General features: G+C 69.2%; 14 protein-coding genes. 5 read left to right on the top strand and 9 right to left on the bottom strand.

Annotated elements, in window-relative coordinates; translation table 11 throughout:
* Positions 1–8: 8 nt before the first annotated feature.
* Both MSZK_RS26550 and MSZK_RS26545 read left to right on the top strand, forming a co-directional pair.
* Positions 9–368 carry a DUF2784 domain-containing protein gene (locus tag MSZK_RS26550; protein WP_099251525.1) on the top strand — a complete coding sequence of 120 codons (360 nt, stop codon included), beginning with the start codon at positions 9–11 and terminating at the stop codon, positions 366–368.
* Between the two features lie 160 nt (positions 369–528).
* Entirely contained in the window at positions 529–1035 is a 507-nt protein-coding gene (locus MSZK_RS26545; RefSeq protein WP_099251524.1) for a MarR family winged helix-turn-helix transcriptional regulator, read from the top strand.
* On the opposite strand, the gene MSZK_RS26540 is transcribed toward MSZK_RS26545, so the two are convergent.
* Both MSZK_RS26540 and fni read right to left on the bottom strand, forming a co-directional pair.
* Positions 958–2256: a glycosyltransferase gene (locus MSZK_RS26540; protein WP_099251523.1), complete on the bottom strand. Its 1299-nt coding sequence runs from the start codon at positions 2254–2256 to the stop codon at positions 958–960. The genes MSZK_RS26545 and MSZK_RS26540 overlap by 78 nt on opposite strands.
* 8 nt (positions 2257–2264) lie before the next feature.
* Complete coding sequence (fni, locus tag MSZK_RS26535; RefSeq protein WP_099251546.1) at positions 2265–3299, bottom strand: type 2 isopentenyl-diphosphate Delta-isomerase; 1035 nt, start codon at positions 3297–3299, stop codon at positions 2265–2267.
* Positions 3300–3533: 234 nt separating this feature from the next.
* On the opposite strand from fni, the gene MSZK_RS26530 reads away from it, so the two are divergent.
* The gene (locus MSZK_RS26530) at positions 3534–5774 is read left to right on the top strand and encodes an MMPL family transporter (protein WP_099251522.1); all 2241 of its coding nucleotides are present in this window, start codon (positions 3534–3536) and stop codon (positions 5772–5774) included.
* Positions 5775–5800: 26 nt separating this feature from the next.
* Here MSZK_RS26530 and MSZK_RS26525 read toward each other — a convergent pair whose 3' ends face one another.
* Together MSZK_RS26525 and guaB are read right to left on the bottom strand one after the other, a co-directional pair.
* Positions 5801–6928 (bottom strand): GuaB3 family IMP dehydrogenase-related protein, encoded by a 1128-nt coding sequence (locus tag MSZK_RS26525; RefSeq protein ID WP_099251545.1) that lies wholly within the window; start codon positions 6926–6928, stop codon positions 5801–5803.
* A 19-nt stretch (positions 6929–6947) separates the two neighbouring features.
* Positions 6948–8525, bottom strand: coding sequence for an IMP dehydrogenase (guaB, locus tag MSZK_RS26520; protein ID WP_199203507.1), 1578 nt, complete (start codon positions 8523–8525; stop codon positions 6948–6950).
* A 98-nt stretch (positions 8526–8623) separates the two neighbouring features.
* Here guaB and MSZK_RS26515 point away from each other — a divergent pair, with 98 nt between their 5' ends.
* The gene (locus MSZK_RS26515; RefSeq protein ID WP_036340680.1) at positions 8624–9028 is read left to right on the top strand and encodes a DUF5319 domain-containing protein; all 405 of its coding nucleotides are present in this window, start codon (positions 8624–8626) and stop codon (positions 9026–9028) included.
* A gap of 14 nt (positions 9029–9042) precedes the next feature.
* On the opposite strand, the gene MSZK_RS26510 is transcribed toward MSZK_RS26515, so the two are convergent.
* From MSZK_RS26510 to MSZK_RS26500, 3 genes are all read right to left on the bottom strand, one after another.
* Positions 9043–10329, bottom strand: coding sequence for an anti-sigma-D factor RsdA (locus tag MSZK_RS26510; RefSeq protein ID WP_099251521.1), 1287 nt, complete (start codon positions 10327–10329; stop codon positions 9043–9045).
* Positions 10322–10900 carry a sigma-70 family RNA polymerase sigma factor gene (locus tag MSZK_RS26505; protein WP_099251520.1) on the bottom strand — a complete coding sequence of 193 codons (579 nt, stop codon included), beginning with the start codon at positions 10898–10900 and terminating at the stop codon, positions 10322–10324. Before MSZK_RS26505 ends, MSZK_RS26510 begins: the two co-directional genes overlap by 8 nt.
* Positions 10901–10987: 87 nt before the next feature.
* The gene (locus tag MSZK_RS26500) at positions 10988–11803 is read right to left on the bottom strand and encodes a hypothetical protein (RefSeq protein WP_099251519.1); all 816 of its coding nucleotides are present in this window, start codon (positions 11801–11803) and stop codon (positions 10988–10990) included.
* A 378-nt stretch (positions 11804–12181) separates the two neighbouring features.
* On the opposite strand from MSZK_RS26500, the gene MSZK_RS26495 reads away from it, so the two are divergent.
* On the top strand, positions 12182–12472 hold the full coding sequence (locus MSZK_RS26495; RefSeq protein WP_043406099.1) for a WhiB family transcriptional regulator: 291 nt from the start codon (positions 12182–12184) through the stop codon (positions 12470–12472).
* Between the two features lie 74 nt (positions 12473–12546).
* On the opposite strand, the gene MSZK_RS26490 is transcribed toward MSZK_RS26495, so the two are convergent.
* Entirely contained in the window at positions 12547–13296 is a 750-nt protein-coding gene (locus MSZK_RS26490) for an SDR family oxidoreductase (RefSeq protein ID WP_099251518.1), read from the bottom strand.
* Between the two features lie 65 nt (positions 13297–13361).
* A complete protein-coding gene (locus tag MSZK_RS26485) occupies positions 13362–14999 on the bottom strand; it encodes a CocE/NonD family hydrolase (protein ID WP_199203506.1) in 1638 nt (545 codons plus the stop codon).
* Positions 15000–15048 lie beyond the last annotated feature (49 nt).

Here is a 15048-nt window from a genome sequence, read left to right as displayed (position 1 = left end):
ATCCGGTCATGAAGAAAGTCCATCTGGCCATCGTCATCGCCTCTGTCGTCGCGCATTTCGGCTTTCTGATCTACCTGCCGAGCGGCGGTTTCATGGCGCTGCGCTGGCGGCGGACCTTCTGGCTGCACCTGCCTGCGGTGTGCTGGGGTGTGGCCGTGGTGGCCGCGGACGTGCCTTGCCCGCTGACCGCACTCGAACAGCGCGCCCGCATCTCGGCGGGACTCGAGCCGCTCGGCGAAACCGGATTCATCGGCCGCTACGTCGAAGGCGTCCTGTTCCCGGCCCGGCAGACCCGCGTCGCCCAGGCACTGGCCTTCGCATCGGCCGCGGTGTCGTGGGTGGCGCTGGCAGTCCATCGGCGCCGGTGACGAGGCTGCCGAGCGGCCGATGCGACCATTCCGGCCCTCGACGCCGTACCCTTGAGGACCTGATGAAAGATGCGGGTAGGTGAGCGACGAGCGCCCCACGGGTGACACAGCGCCGCAGCGGGCCGAGTTGGAACGACAGCTTTCAGCTGACGTCCGCGCGATGACCGCACGATCCGACCGCGTAGGCCGCTACTTTGCCCGGGCGAATGACGTCAACAACAGCGACTTTCACGCCCTCCTGCACATCATGGTCGCCGAGACGGCCGGCGTGCCGCTGACTCCGGCGCAGCTTCGGCAGCGGATGGATCTCTCTCCCCCGGCGATCACCTACCTCGTCGACCGGATGATCGAGTCCGGCCACATTCGTCGGGAGCCCGACCCGAACGATCGCCGCAAGTGGCTGCTGCGCTACGAAGATCGCGGGATGGCGCTGGCCCATGACTTCTTCAGACCCCTCGGAGCCCGGATCAGCACGGCGCTGGCCGATCTCGACGACACCGAGCTGGTCGCAGCGCACCGGGTGTTCACCGCGATGATCGAGGCCATGACGATGTTCGAAGACGATCTCGGTGACGGCGATTCGCCCGGATCAGCACACGTCGGACACGCCGCCGACGCCCCGCGACGGACGCGGGGAAAAGCCCGTTCCACCTCGCGCACCCGCTGAGAGCAGCTGCTGCTCGATCACGTCCGCGCCGTGCCGCACGCCGCCGGTCGCGGCGAAGCCGTCGGCTACCCGTCGCGCCCCCTCGGTCATGGTGGCCGCCTGCAGCACCGCGTTCCGCAGTCGGCGCGGGGTGAGTCTCCTGCGCGTCAACCGAGTCCCGCAGCCGGCCATCTGCACCCGGCGGGCCACCTCGGCCTGATCCCGCGCGAACGGCACCACGCAGACCGGCACGCCGCGATCGAGTGCTTTGACCGTCGTTCCCATGCCGCCGTGGGTCACCACGCAGACCGCGCGCTGCAGGACCAGGTCATGGGAGACGTAGCGGCACACGGTGGAGTTGGGTGTGCGGGGCAGTCCCGCGGGAATGCCCGCCGGGAAGCTGGCGACGACGTGGACCGGCTGGTCGGCCAGAGCCTGCAGGGCGATGTGGCCGAGTTGCTCGTCGCCCTGGGCGATCGAGGAAGTCGAGACCAGGACGATCGGGCTGTCGATCCCGGCCAGCCACTGCGGGACGGGTGCCGGGTTCTGGTCGAAGACACAGGCTCCGAGGAAGTGCACGGTGTCCGGCCAATCGGGGTGCGGATACTCGAACGGCTCACCGCCGACGGCCAGCAGCAACGGCGCCCGCCGCATCAGGCCGTCCACGGAGTCGACCGGCGGCACCGCCAACCTGGAGCGAATCGCGTTGATTCTGGGTAGGACCGGGCGGTCGAAGAGCAACCCGACCACCGGTCGCATGACCGCGTCACGAACGGCACCCAGGGCGCCCGGCAGCGGCCGCAGACCCGGCCCGAACGGTGGCGCATGCCGCGAGCGCAGATACGGGGTGAACGGTGAAAATACCGACCAGGCAACATCTGTAGTCTCCGCGGCCGAGATCGCACCCCAGCAGTTCGCGTCCACGATCACCGCGTCGGGGCGTACCTGCTCGACCGCCGCGCGGTAGTCGTCCACCTCGATGACCGCGCGGCGGCAGATCACGTCGGTCGATCGCCGCAACACGCCCAACGCGTTGCGCGCCAACCAGTCCTGCCCGTCGATCGCCTCGATACGGGCATCGACCGGCTCGGCATGCAGGCCCGCCGCGCGCATCGCGGTGACTTCGTCGGCCATGGTCCGCAGATGCACCTCGTGGCCGCGCCGAGCCACCTCCACCAGAAGCGATGCCAGAGGGTAGACGTGCCCAAGGCCCGGTGAACTGTAGGCCAAAATCACTGCCATGGTGTCGCCTAGCTGACGGGAACCGCACCGAGAACGCGGAGCGCCGCCAGATCGCTTGCGCCGCAGCAGTGTAGGCATACTCGAAGTTCGTCGATGAAGTTCTCCAGCCACCGGGTGACCGCGGCGGCGGACTCGATCGCGGGGGCCAGCAGTGGCCGGGCGATCGCCACCACGTCGGCGCCCAAGGCCAGAGCCTTGGCCGCATCGGAACCGGTTCGGATTCCCCCGGAGGCCACCAGCGGCAGACGCGGCAGCGCCGAACGCACCTCCACCAGCGCTTGGGCGGTGGGGATGCCCCAGTCCGCCAGCTGCGGGTAGCGCAATTCGCCGTAGCGGACCAGCTGTTCGACGCGCGACCAGGAAGTGCCGCCCGCGCCCGCGACGTCGATCGCCGCCACCGCCGGCTCGCCTGTGCGGCGCAGCAGTTCGGCGACCGCATTCGCGCCGATGCCGTGCCCCACTTCCTTCAGCAGCACCGGACGGTCGATCATCGGCACCACCTCGTGAAGCCGCTCGAGCGACCCGGTGCAGTCGGTCTCGCCGGTGCCCTGCATCGCCTCTTGGAGCGGATTGGTGTGCACGGCGAGAGCGTTTGCGCCGACCCTGTCGAGTGCGCCGCAGATGTCGGGGACCGCCGCCCGGCTCAGCTGGGCCAGTCCGACGTTGCCGATCAGCAGTACGTCGGGGGCCACGTCGCGAACCGCAAAACTCTTCGCCGCGCGCTCGCCGCCGGTGCTGGCGAACATCACCCGCTGCGACCCGAGCATCATGCCGATGCCGAGCTGCTGGGCCGCGGTGGCCAGATGACGGTTGATCACCCCGGAGAGCTCGGCGCCCCCGGTCATGGCACCGACGAGCACGGGCGCCCGCAGCGGGACCCCCAGAAACTCCGTCGACAGATCGACCCCGTCCAGGCTGGTCTGGGTGAGGGCGTTGTAGGGCAGCCGGTAGCGTTCCAGACCCGTCGTGACACCCCGATAGGTGACGTCACCGTCCAGGCAGACCTCGATGTGCCGACGTTTGCGGTGTTCGAGCAACGCCATGTCACTCACCACCTCGTTTCCCTGGTCGCCGGTGCCGTCCACCCTACCTGCGAATCTGGATTTGATTAAGCCGTTGAATAGTTAAGCAAGTGAATATAACTTGGTGAAGAGTATGGCCGGCAGGCGGATTGGCCATGGTTTCGACTCGAGGGATAGCTAACTATGTTAACGGTTCTGCGGGTTGACGATCGCCGGAATCCGAGCTGCATCGGCCCCGATCCCCGAGGGCGGTAGATGTTAGCGGGCATTGCCAGGGCATCCGTCGCCGCGCCGCGACGGATCCTTGCGGGCGCCTTGCTCCTGCTGATCGGCACCGCGATCTTCGGAATCCCCGCCCCCGCCAGCCTGTCCGCGGGCGGATTCCTCGACCCCGGTTCGGAGTCCGCGCGCGCGTCCGCGATGCTCACCAACACGTTCGGCCAGGGCGACATGGAGCTGGTCGTCGTGCTCGATTCCCAGACCGGCGCCGTGACCGGTGCGGCCAAGGCCGTCGGCACCGAGATCACCGGCGAACTCGCGGCATCACCGTTCGTGTCCCAGGTCATCTCCCCGTTTGGGGGTCAACCGGTGCCCGGCACGCTGACCGCCGACGGGAAATCGGCCATGATCGTCGCCGCGATCAAAGGCGACGAGAACACCGCGCCGAAACGCGCCCAGACCCTGGCCGACCAGCTGCCCGGCAGTACCGGCGAGGTCCGGGTGCAGGCGGGCGGGTCCGCCCTGGTGTATTCGGAGATCGGCCGGCAAACCGAGAAAGACCTGATCCGCATGGAAGCCGTCGCGATCCCGCTGAGCTTCCTCGCGCTGATCTGGGTGTTCGGCGGTCTGGTCGCGGCCGCGCTGCCGGTGGCGGTGGGTGGGTTCGCCATCCTGGGCTCACTGGCCGTGCTGCGGGCGATGACCTTCGTCACCGACGTGTCGATCTTCGCGCTCAACGTCGCGGTGGCCCTGGGGTTCGCCCTGGCGGTCGATTACACCCTGCTGATCATCAGCCGCTACCGCGAAGAACTGGCCGACGGCAGTTCCCGCGAGCAGGCCCTGCTGCGCACCATGACCACCGCAGGCCGAACTGTGCTGTTCTCGGCGATGACCGTGGCCCTCGCGTTGGTCGGGATGGCGCTGTTCCCGATGTACTTCTTGAAATCGTTCGCCTACGCGGGGGTGGCGGTGGTCGCGTTCGCCGCACTCGCGGCGGTGGCGGTGACCCCGGCCGCGATCATGCTGGCCGGCGAACGCCTCGACGCCCTGGACGTCCGGCGCCCGCTGCGCAGGATGTTCGGCCGCCCCGAACCGGCGCCGCGGTCGGCGGCCGGGCACTCCGGGTGGTACCGGATGGCGAAATTCGTGATGCGCCATGCCATTCCGCTCGGGCTGGTGATCACCGCGGCCTTGCTGGTGCTCGGGGCGCCGTTCCTCGGGGTCAAGTGGGGCAACCCCGACGACCGGGTGTTGCCCACGTCCTCCTCGGCCCGCGCCGTCAACGACCGAATCCGCGCCGATTTCGCGATGAATTCGACGACGGCGGTCAAGATCGTGCTGCCCGACACCGCCGGGATGACCGATCGCGACCTGGAAAGCTACGCCGCCCAGCTGTCGGGTGTGCCCGACGTGACCGCCGTCTCGGCGCCGACGGGCACCTTCGTCGGCGGTGTCCGCCGCGGGCCCCCGTCGGCGCCGGCCGGCCGCACCGACCAAGCCGCCTTCCTGACTGTCGAAACCACCGCGCCGTTGTATACGCAGGCGTCCGAGACCCAGCTGGACCGGTTGCACGCGGTCGCGCCGCCGGGCGATGCCGCCGCGATGTTCACCGGCGCAGCACAGACGAATCGCGATGGCGTACAAGGCATCACGTCTCGGCTCCCGCTGGTGCTCGGGTTCATCGCGGTGGTGACCCTGATCCTGCTGTTCGCGCTCACCGGCAGCGTCGTCCTGCCGGTGAAGGCCGTGCTGCTGAACATCCTGTCGCTCACGGCGGCGTTCGGCGCGCTCGTCTGGATCTTCCAGGAGGGGCACCTGTGGGCGGCAGGCACGACACCGACGGGCACGCTGGCGGTCAACATCCCGGTGCTGATGTTTTGCATCGCGTTCGGATTGTCGATGGACTACGAGGTGTTCCTGCTGTCACGGATCCGCGAGTACTGGCTGGCCTCACCCCAGACGAACGCCGACAACGACGAGAGCATCGCGCTGGGCATCGAGAGCACCGGGCGGGTGGTCACCGCCGCCGCACTGCTGATGACGATCTCGTTTGCGGCACTGATATTCGCCGGGGTGTCGTTCATGCGGATGTTCGCCGTCGGGCTGACGATCGCCGTCCTGGCCGACGCGACCGTGGTGCGCATGCTGCTGGTGCCCGCCTTCATGCATGTCCTCGGGCGGCTGAACTGGTGGGCGCCGGCTCCCCTGGCGCGCATGCACCGATACCTGTTCTCCCCCACCGTCGGGGCGCATCGGGCCGGATCGGCGGCCCGGTAACCGCGAGTCGCGGCGACCTCCGAGGGTCAGCTGCCGACGGTCAGGCCCACCTTCTGGAACTCCTTGAGGTCGCAATAGCCGGCCTTGGCCATCGACCGACGCAGGCCGCCAACGAGATTGAGCGAGCCGAACGGGTCATCGGACGGACCGTTGAGGACACGGTCCAGCGACGGTCGCTCCCCGGCCGCGATCTGCAGCAGGGCGCCGCGCGGCAGCGACGGGTGGGCGGCGGCCACCGGCCAAAACCAGCCGTCGCCCATTGCCTCGGCGGACTCGGCGAGCGGGGTGCCCAACACGACCGCGTCGGCACCGCAGGCGATCGCCTTGGCCAGGTCACCGGAGGTGTGGATGTCGCCGTCGGCCAACACGTGTACATAGCGCCCGCCGGTCTCGTCCAGGTACTCCCGTCGAGCCGCGGCCGCGTCGGCGATCGCGGTGGCCATCGGCACACTGATGCCCAGCACCTCGTCGCTGGTGGTCACCCCCAGGGTGGAGCCGTAGCCGACGATCACGCCGGCTGCACCGGTCCGCATCAGGTGCAGCGCGGTGCGGTGATCGAGCACCCCGCCTGCGACCACCGGAATGTCCAGCTCGGAGATGAAGGTCTTGAGATTGAGCGGTTCACCGTCTGAAGCGACCCGCTCGGCGGAGATGATGGTGCCCTGGATGACCAGCAGGTCGACGCCGGCGGCCACCAGCGCCGGCGTCAGCAGCTGGGCGTTCTGCGGGCTCACCCGCACCGCGGTGGTGACCCCGGCGTCGCGGATGCGCGCCACCGCCGCGCCCAGCAGTTCGGGATCCAGCGGCGCGGCGTGCAGCTGCTGGAGCAGCCGGATCGCGGCCGTCGGCTCGGGTTCCTTGGCGGCGACCTCGATGAGCTCGGTGATCTTGGCCTGCACGTCGGGGTGCCTGCCGATCAGGCCCTCGCCGTTGAGCACCCCCAGCCCGCCGAGGCGGCCCAGCTCGATGGCGAACTCCGGTGACACCAGGGCATCGGTCGGGTGGGCGACGACCGGGATCTCGAACCGGTAGGCATCCAGCTGCCAGGCGGTCGAGACGTCCTTCGACGACCGGGTCCGCCGGGACGGGACGATGTTGATGTCGTCGAGTTCGTAGGTGCGGCGGGCAGTTCTGCCCATGCCGATTTCAACCATGTCGCGCACTTCTGTACCCCTAGCGGGCGTAGTAGTTGGGGGCTTCGACAGTCATGGCGATGTCGTGCGGGTGGCTCTCCTTGAGACCCGCGGCGGTGATCCGGACGAACTGCGCGCGCTGCAGCGCCTCGACCGTGGACGCACCGGTGTAGCCCATCGCCGCGCGTAGACCACCGGTGAGCTGATGGATCACGGTGGCCAGCGGTCCGCGGAAGGGCACCCGGCCCTCGATGCCCTCGGGCACCAGTTTGTCCTCGGAGAGCACGTCGTCCTGGAAGTAGCGGTCCTTGGAGTAGGACTTCGCCGAGCCGCGCCCCTGCATGGCACCCAGCGAGCCCATGCCGCGGTAGCTCTTGAACTGCTTGCCGTTGACGAAGATCAGCTCGCCGGGCGCCTCGGCGGTACCGGCCAGCAGCGAGCCGAGCATGGCGGTCGACGCGCCGGCGGCCAGCGCCTTGGCGATGTCGCCGGAGTACTGCAGACCACCGTCGGCGATCACCGGAACACCGGCCGGCGCGCATGCCGCGGTGGCTTCCAGGATCGCGGTGATCTGCGGTGCGCCCACGCCGGCCACCACCCGGGTGGTGCAGATCGAGCCGGGCCCGACCCCGACCTTGACGGCGTCGGCACCGGCCTCGACCAGCGCGGCGGCCGCGCTGCGGGTGGCGACGTTGCCGCCGATCACCTCGACCCGGTCACCGACCTCGGCCTTGAGCTTGCCGACGGTGTCGAGCACCCGGCGGTTGTGGGCGTGGGCGGTGTCGACGATCAGCACGTCCACGCCGGCGTCGGCCAGGGCCATGGCGCGTTCCCACGCGTCGTCGCCGACTCCGACGGCCGCGCCGACCAGCAGTCGGCCGTCGCTGTCCTTGGTGGCCAGCGGGTGCTGCTCGGTCTTGACGAAGTCCTTGACGGTGATCAGCCCGGTCAGCCGGCCGTGGCCGTCGACGATCGGCAGCTTTTCGATCTTGTTGCGCCGCAACAGGCCCAGCGCGGCGTCCGCGGTGACCCCCTCCTGGGCGGTGATCAGCGGCGATTTGGTCATCACCTCGGCGACCGGCTTGTTCATGTCGACTTCGAAGCGCATGTCGCGGTTGGTGATGATGCCGACCAGCGAGCCTTGGGCGTCGACCACCGGCAGGCCCGAGATCCGGAACCGGGCGCACATCGCGTCGACCTCGGCCAGGGTGTTCTCCGGCGAGCAGGTCACCGGGTCGGTCACCATCCCGGCCTCGGAGCGCTTCACCATCTCGACCTGACCGGCCTGTTCGGCGATCGACAGGTTGCGGTGCAGCACTCCCATGCCGCCCTGGCGGGCCATCGCGATGGCCATCCTGGCCTCGGTCACGGTGTCCATCGCGGAGCTGACCAGCGGCACCTTGAGCCGGATCTTCTTGGTCAGCTGGCTGGAGGTGTCGGCGGCGGCCGGCACCACGTCGGAGGCAGCCGGCAGCAGCAGCACGTCGTCGAACGTCAGGCCCAGCATCGCGATTTTGTTGGGGTCGTCTCCGCCGGTGGGAACCGAATCCCCGAGCAGGCCATTCAGATGCGCGGTCAGGCCGTCGATGCGGCCGGCGCTGCCTTCGGCAATGGTCATCGGGAGCCCCCATCAGCTGGCGGAAAGAGGACACCATCCTATCGGCTCGCCGCTGCGTTCCCTGGCGCGATACCCGCCGCGCTGCGTAGTGTGGTGTCGTGCGCGACCACCTTCCACCAGGCCTGCCACCCGATCCGTTCGCCGACGATCCCGCCGACCCGTCGGCCGCGTTGGATGCGCTGGAGCCCGGGCAGCCGTTGGATCCGCAGGAGCGCGCCGCGGTCGAGGCCGATCTGGCCGACCTGGCGGTCTACGAGGCGCTGCTGGCCCATCGGGGCATCCGCGGTCTCGTGGTGTGTTGCGACGAGTGCCAGCAGGACCACTATCACGACTGGGATATGTTGCGCGCCAACCTTCTTCAGCTGTTGGTCGACGGCACGGTACGTCCGCACGAGCCGGCTTACGATCCCGAGCCGGACGCCTACGTCACGTGGGATTACTGCCGCGGCTATGCCGACGCCTCACTCAACGAGGCCACGTCGGACTACGACGGCTTCCGCTGACGTCGCGCTGACGCTCAGTTCTCGCCGCTACCGCCGCCACCGAGACTCGGCAGCTTCGGCAACTGCGGCATCGGCATCATCATCGTGGTGGTAATCACAGCCGGCGCCTGGGTCTTCGGCGCCTGAACCACCGTCGACGGGATCGTGGCGATCGTCCGCGGTTCGGTGAAGCTCGGGGTCGAATCGAACGTGGGAGCCGCCGACTGTTGCACGGATGACTGGGTGGACGCCGCCGACGGCGACTCCGCCGCGGCGGGCGGGCTCGTCGTCGTAGCGGCCGGCGACTGGACCGCCACGGACGACGTGGCGCTTGCGCCGCCGGACAAGCTCGTCGTCGTAGTGGTCGTCGTCGTCGGGGCAACCGTGGTGGTCGTCGTCGTGGTCGGCAGTGTGGTCGTCGTGGTCGTCGGTGGCGCCGACGTCGTCGTGGTGACCGGTGGCGCCGACGTCGTCGTGGTGGCCGGTGGCGCCGACGTGGTGGTCGGCTCGGTCTGCTCCACCGACGTGGTCGGGGTGTCCGACGTGCTCGGGCCGACGGTGCCGGTGCCGTCCGGCGTCGTGGACAGCGTGATCGACGATTGGTCGGGGACGCTGGTCGGCGGCGCTTCAGGCCCGCTGGTCGGGGTGATCACCGCGGGGACGAGCTCGGTGGCCGACGGCGGAACCGTGTAGGTGATGCCCGGCGGCACGGTGGCCTCCGGATCCTTCTGCACCACCTTCGCGGACAACTCGTTCCACTGCTCGAGCACCTGCTGCTTCTGCGGCGCGTCTGCGACCCCGGCCACCTGGTTGTTGACCTCGACGAGCTTGGCCTGGGCCGCGGGCCAGTCACCCTGCTCGACCAGCTGCTGGACCTGTTTGAGCTGCTCGGCGGCGGAGGCGAGGGTGACCTGGTCCTCGCGGACCTGCTTGGGCTCGCCGAACAACATCGTGTGCAGCCCATAGAGCGCATCGCCGGGGCCGGCGTCGTAGACGACGGCACCGAAGCCGCCGAACATCAGCACACCGGCGGCGGCCGCACCGACGATGCTCAGGCCACGCCGGCTGCGCCCGCTGCTCTGCTTCTCGGCGAGACCGGTGCGCAGGGCGGTGACGGCATCGCGTTCGGTGATCAGTCCGGTGGCCGGCGGCCAGCGCATCTCGTCGCGCCATCCGCCGAGCAGTTCGGCCAGCATGGCGTCGCCCTGATCCTGGGGAGCCGGCGGATGACCGGCGGCCAGGGCGTCGATGAAGCGGTCGGCGCTGACGATGGCGTCCAGCGACGGGTCGTCGCCCCGGGAGTTGCGTCCGAAGTCAGGCATAGCCGTGACCTCCCGCCGTGATCTCGCCCTTGAGCTTGGCCAGCGCCCGGTGCTGAGCGACGCGCACCGCTCCCGGCGTGCTGCCGACCGCCTCGGCGGTCTCTTCGGCCGACATCCCCACGACGATGCGCAGGATCAGGATCTCGCGCTGTTTCTCGGGCAGGACGGCCAACAACTTGTTCATCCGGGCGGCGGAATCGGATTGCAGCGCCATCTGCTCGGGACCCGCTTCCAGCGAGTACCGTTCCGGCACCACATCGGTGGGGTCGGATCGGTTGCGGCCCGCGGCGCGATGCGCGTCGGCGACCTTGTGAGCAGCGATGCCGTACACGAAGGCCAGGAAGGGGCGACCCTGATCCTGGTAGCGCGGCAGCGCCTGGATGGCGGCCAAGCAAACCTCCTGTGCGACGTCGTCGGCAGAGAGGCCAACCCGCTCCGTGGCGCCCAGGCGAGCCCGGACATAACGGACCACGATGGGGCGGATGGTCTCTACAACTTCCCGGAGGGCATCGCGGCTGCCGGCCACAGCTTCAGCAACGGCGGCGTCGAGACGATCTCCTGGAATTGTCATCGACGGCGATATCTCCAACGTTACGAACGGGACGCTTCCCGGCAGGCACTGAGCTAGACAATATCGGCCGAAACTGCCGATCGGGCGTTACCGGCGGCTCCACCGCCCGCCGCGCCGTGTGATAACGCCAGCACAATCGTCTCGGATCGCCGAGACCTGCTGTGTCGTAAGCGTTGCGCTATCGATATCTGCGAGCAGACACGCGAGTGCCCAACGCAGCGGCAGCAGACCGTAGGTCTGCGTGTCGTCGAGCGCGGCGTCGGCGACCGCGCGTGCGTCGCCCACGGCTCCGGCGCAGCACAGCGCCGCGGCGAGCACCACGTCACTCTTGATCCGGTGGCGTCGCAGCGCAGGCTCGCACTGCTGGGCTCGTTCGACCCCGCGGCGGGCATGGATCACCGCGTCCTCGCCGCGGCCGCCCGCCATCGCCAGTTCGGCGCTCACCCATGCCGTCCGGATGGCCAGGCGCGGCGGTGCCGTCGCCGCGTCGCGCATCATCTCCTCGGCCTGCCCGAGTAAGCGGGCCGAGGCCGCGAGCCGGCCTACGCCCAACATGTCGGCCGCCAGCCCGACGAGGGCGTCGACACCGGCTTCGTGCGCCATCGGGTCGTCGCCCGCGGTCCGCGCCAGTGCCAGGGCCCGGCCGTCCCAGCCGCCGGCCGGGCGGTGGCCACCGAGTTGGCGCAGCAACGATGCCTCGGTGCTGTGCGACAACGACGCCAAGGCACCGGCCGGCTGCTCACGACGCAGGGTCGCGAGGTCCGCGCGGGCGCTGCTGTAGCGGCCCTGACCGGCGGCGGCGACCGCCCGCAGCCAGAGCTGCTCGGGCGTGCGCGCGGCGGGCAGCGGCCAGCAGCCCGGGTTGTCGCCGAACGCGGCGACGGCCAGTGCGGTGTGGTTCATCTGATCCAGGACGCTATCAACCGGGTGCGGGAAACCCGTCAGTTAACAGTTCGTGGTCGCTGTGTTACAGGCATGTTTACTACCTATTGGGCGTTCGGGAATCTGGCCACGACGGCCGCGGTGCCGTCCTGCGCAAATCACGAAATCATCACGGTCGAGCCCTGCCGGATAGCACCTCAGCCGGCGACGGTGGGTCGCAATGATGAACGTGATGTAAATTCTCGAGCTGCGATTATGTGATTGCGCACATGATGCGGCTATTGACTCCGTTTGCAACGCACCCCTAATTTTGGGGGCACGAGTAGTCACAGGCGACAGTGCTCGGATCGGTTCCACAACTCACGCATGCGAAAGATGTGCGGAGAGAGGGGTTTTCCAATGCCACAGCCGCAACAGCTACCCGGCCCGAACGCCGACATCTGGGATTGGCAGATGCAAGGCCTTTGCCGCGGTGTCGATTCGTCGATGTTCTTCCATCCCGACGGCGAGCGCGGACGCGCCCGCGCGCAGCGCGAGATGCGTGCCAAGGAAATGTGCCGGAGTTGCCCGGTGATCACCCAATGCCGTTCGCATGCATTGGCCGTCGGTGAGCCTTACGGCATCTGGGGCGGATTGAGCGAATCGGAGCGCGAGTTGTTGCTCAAGCGCGGAATTCGCCGCTCCGCCTGAATTCGTAGCAAACTTCCCGAAGAGGCCCCTCCGATGCGGACGGGCCTCTTTTGGTCGCACGACGCCCGATCACGTCACCGGGCACCGGCCGACAGCCACTGTTCGAACGTCGTCGGCGCGATCCGCGCATCGTCGCCAGGAAGCAGGACGTTGCCGGCGAACTCGACACCCTGCGGACCCTCCCACGTCGGCACCAGCTTCACGGACTTGCCATGCACGGCATGCGTCCGGCGCGCCATGTCGACCAGGTCCTGAGTGTCGGGTCCGGCGACGTCGACGTATCTGCCCTGGGGCGCCCCGACCGCGATTTCGGCCAGCACGTCGGCGATGTCGTTCGGTGCGATCGGTTGCACGAGCAGTGGTGGGATGAGCGCGACGCCGTCCTGCTCGGTCCAGCCGGCAACCATGGCTGCGTAGTCGTGAAACTGCGTGGCCGGGACGATCGTCCACGGCAGCGGACCGGCCTCGACCAGCCGTTCCTGCTCGAGTTTGCCCACGTGGTGAGCGGTCTTGGCGTCCTGCCGATGCATGCCGACGATCGAGAGCAGCACGTGATGGCGCACGCCGGCCCGTTGCTCACTTTCGAGGAGGTTTGTTGTCGTCGTTGCGAAATACTCACGGGCCTCCTCCACGCCCATCGGCCCCACGCTGATGGCGTCGACCACCGCGTCGACGCCCTCCAAGGCCGCGTCCAGCCCGTCACCACTGAGCAGATCCACGCCCAGCGAGCGGCTGATCCGGACCGCCTCGTGCCCGTCGCGTTCCAGGGCCGCGGCGGTGCGGGCGCCGATGTTGCCGGTCGCGCCGGCTACCGCGATTCGCATGATGAAGAACCTCCAGGGGTTGTCGTGGCTACCTGATGGTGTTCAACGCCGAGGCGGCGGCGAACTCATCCGGGGATGACAGGAATCGTCAGCACCGAGGCGCCCGGCCCGCAGTGCACGACGGCGCTGCCCCGGCGGCTGGGCACGTAACGCGCAGGCAGATGGCCGAACAATGGATTGAACGGTTCGAGGTAGCGGCCGGCGATGAGCAGTCGCAGTTCGTCGCCGGCGCGGAACAGCGTCGCCGACGCGCTGAGCTCGATGTCGGCGTCCACGACCTCGCCCGGTCGCACCGGGCACGGGCTGACCAGTGAATCCCGCAGCGCCAGCCGCAGCCGGCCGTCGGCGATCCGGTCGCGGCCGTAGCCGTACGACCCCTCGAACGGTACGTACTCGCCACCACTCCACTTCTCCACGCCGACGAACAGGTGCGCGTCGTCGGCACCGTGCAGGCTGATCCGCACGCTCAGCTTCATCGGGCCGGTGATCTCGGTTTCGCGCTCGAAGCGGTGGGCAAACGCCACCGCCTGGCGGCGCAGCCGGAACGTCGCGGTGGTCGCCGCCGTCGGTTCGGTGGTGCCGAGCGCACCGTGATCGCTCAGGTGCAGCGCCGTCCACCGGGTCCGGGCCAGCGGCCACTCCTGCTCCTCGCGCACGGCCACCACCCCGTCGCGACGGTCGCGCACCTCCAGCCGGACCCGCGGTGGCGGCGCCGCGTCGCCTCCGCGCAGGTGCCGGTCGAAGAAGGCGGTCTGCACGCGCTGGGCGTCGTCGCCGTAGAACGCCGCCCACTTACCGGCGCGGTGGGTGTAGGCGCTGCACTCGGCCGAACCCGCCTGCTCGACGAGTCGCCACGATCCCTGACTGTGCAGGTTGTGGTCGGAGAAGCTGGCGCAGGCCAGGATCGGTACCTCGATGCGGGCCAGGTCCGGGGTGATCGATTCCCACCAGGCATCACGCAGCGGGTGGCGCCGCCGTTGTGCGCCGAGGTCGACCGAGAGCCGGGCGACCCGCCGGGTCATGGCCTGCCAGATCACCGAGAATCCCCGCTCGGGGATGCCGCCGGGCGTCATGAAGTCGCGGTAGGCGTCGGTGAACCCCTCCCACGGGCAGATCGCGGCGAGATGCGGCGGCCGCAGCGCCGCCGCCTTGTATTGCGAGAGCGCGAGATACGACACCCCGAGCATCCCGACCCGGCCGTTGGACCAGGGTTGCGCTGCGGCCCACTCGATCAGGTCGTAGACGTCGAGCGCCTCCTCGTCGGACAGCAGCGCACCCACGCCCTCGGAGGTGCCCGCCCCGCGGGTGTCGGCGTTGATGACGACGTAGCCCCGCGCAACCCAGGCCACCGGGTCGGGCGCCTCCCACCCGGTCTCGCTGGAAATCCGGAAGGGTTGCGGCTGATTCATGATCCGGAACTGAAAATTCAGCCGCCACCCCGAACGCGTCCGGCGCGGCAATCTGTCCTTGCCGTAGGGATGGGCGGACAGGATCACCGGGAACGGACCCTCGCCGGGCGGACGATAGACGTTGACCCGCAACGTGACACCGTCGCGCATCGGTACCGCGATGTCGTGGTCCTTGATCAGGTCGGTCGGCGCGGAAACGACGGTCACCGGCGGACGGACGAAGGCGCGGATCCGGTTGCGGGCATACGCCACGGCGCCCGGCCTCCGCCAGGGCCGGTCGTACCGAGGTGTCACGTCAGGGGGTCGGCTGCTCGTCGGGAGGCGCGGCCGGCACCGGCGCGCC

This window comes from Mycobacterium sp. shizuoka-1, from assembly GCF_002723835.1.
Lineage (GTDB): Bacteria > Actinomycetota > Actinomycetes > Mycobacteriales > Mycobacteriaceae > Mycobacterium.
The sequence above is the reverse complement of the archived record's forward strand: the minus strand, read 5'-3'. Positions and strand labels throughout refer to the sequence as shown.

Coding starts and splice junctions, on each gene's coding strand:
- MSZK_RS26490 (WP_099251518.1), bottom strand. CDS start 13,296: ATGCGAATCGCGGTAGCCGGCGCGACCGGCAACATCGGCGCCCGCACC.
- MSZK_RS26525 (WP_099251545.1), bottom strand. CDS start 6,928: ATGGTTGAAATCGGCATGGGCAGAACTGCCCGCCGCACCTACGAACTC.
- MSZK_RS26495 (WP_043406099.1), top strand. CDS start 12,182: ATGCCACAGCCGCAACAGCTACCCGGCCCGAACGCCGACATCTGGGAT.
- fni (WP_099251546.1), bottom strand. CDS start 3,299: ATGGCGTTGCTCGAACACCGCAAACGTCGGCACATCGAGGTCTGCCTG.
- MSZK_RS26530 (WP_099251522.1), top strand. CDS start 3,534: ATGTTAGCGGGCATTGCCAGGGCATCCGTCGCCGCGCCGCGACGGATC.
- MSZK_RS26505 (WP_099251520.1), bottom strand. CDS start 10,900: ATGACAATTCCAGGAGATCGTCTCGACGCCGCCGTTGCTGAAGCTGTG.
- guaB (WP_199203507.1), bottom strand. CDS start 8,525: ATGACCATTGCCGAAGGCAGCGCCGGCCGCATCGACGGCCTGACCGCG.
- MSZK_RS26545 (WP_099251524.1), top strand. CDS start 529: ATGACCGCACGATCCGACCGCGTAGGCCGCTACTTTGCCCGGGCGAAT.
- MSZK_RS26510 (WP_099251521.1), bottom strand. CDS start 10,329: ATGCCTGACTTCGGACGCAACTCCCGGGGCGACGACCCGTCGCTGGAC.
- MSZK_RS26500 (WP_099251519.1), bottom strand. CDS start 11,803: ATGAACCACACCGCACTGGCCGTCGCCGCGTTCGGCGACAACCCGGGC.
- MSZK_RS26540 (WP_099251523.1), bottom strand. CDS start 2,256: ATGGCAGTGATTTTGGCCTACAGTTCACCGGGCCTTGGGCACGTCTAC.
- MSZK_RS26550 (WP_099251525.1), top strand. CDS start 9: ATGAAGAAAGTCCATCTGGCCATCGTCATCGCCTCTGTCGTCGCGCAT.